This window comes from Psychrobacter sp. 1U2 (assembly GCF_051847575.1).
Genome location: NZ_JBPYDC010001051.1, coordinates 1 through 726, shown reverse-complemented (window position 1 = coordinate 726; position 726 = coordinate 1). Strand labels below are relative to the sequence as shown.

The following is a 726-nucleotide window of genomic DNA, read 5'->3' as shown; positions in this document are numbered from 1 at the left end:
ATATCCTTTGTGTTTGGCTTTGGTATGGCGTCAACGATCTTAATCGGTCAAGCCATGGGTCAGCGCAATGAGGATGTGGTCAAACGCACCATGGGTACAGCGCTTGGTAGTATTATTCCAATAAGTGTGTTGGTCGCGGCTGTAGGATGGATATTTGCGCCACTGCTGCTTGATTTATTAGGGACGCCGCCAAGTGCTGTGGATCTGGCTCTGAGTTATCTGCGCATGATATTCGTTGCTATGCCGGTTACCCTAACCTTTACGCTGATCATGATGGCGTTACGTGGTACGGGTGATTCTACGACGCCGCTTTGGTTCATATCGATGTCGGTCGCTATTGATTTGGTGTTGACCCCTACGCTTATTTTGGGCCTCGGACCCTTCCCTGAATGGGGTATCTTTGGTTCAGCATTTGCTACTGCCGTTGCCAATACATTGGCGCTGATTGGCATTCTTACCACTATGTATTTTCGTGGTTCTGTGCTGGCGCTTAGTAAGCCTGAGCTGCGGTTTTTGCGTGCAGATAGAGAAATTCTAAAATCAATGTTTTCAAAAGGGCTGCCGATGGGTCTTCAGATGATCGTCATCTCGTCAGCGGCACTGACGATGCTTTCTTTGATCAACCGCGAGGGAGTGCAGACGACAGCCGCTTATAGTGCCACGCAGCAGCTTTGGACCTATGTACAGATGCCTGCAATGGCGCTCAGTGCAGCAGCAAGCGCCATG

1 protein-coding gene is annotated in these 726 nt (G+C 50.0%); it reads left to right on the top strand.

The window, feature by feature from the left end; all coding sequences use genetic code 11:
- Positions 1–9 precede the first annotated feature (9 nt).
- On the top strand, positions 10–726 hold a 717-nt coding region (locus ACS8FD_RS20325; RefSeq protein ID WP_439277195.1), incomplete at its 3' end, for an MATE family efflux transporter.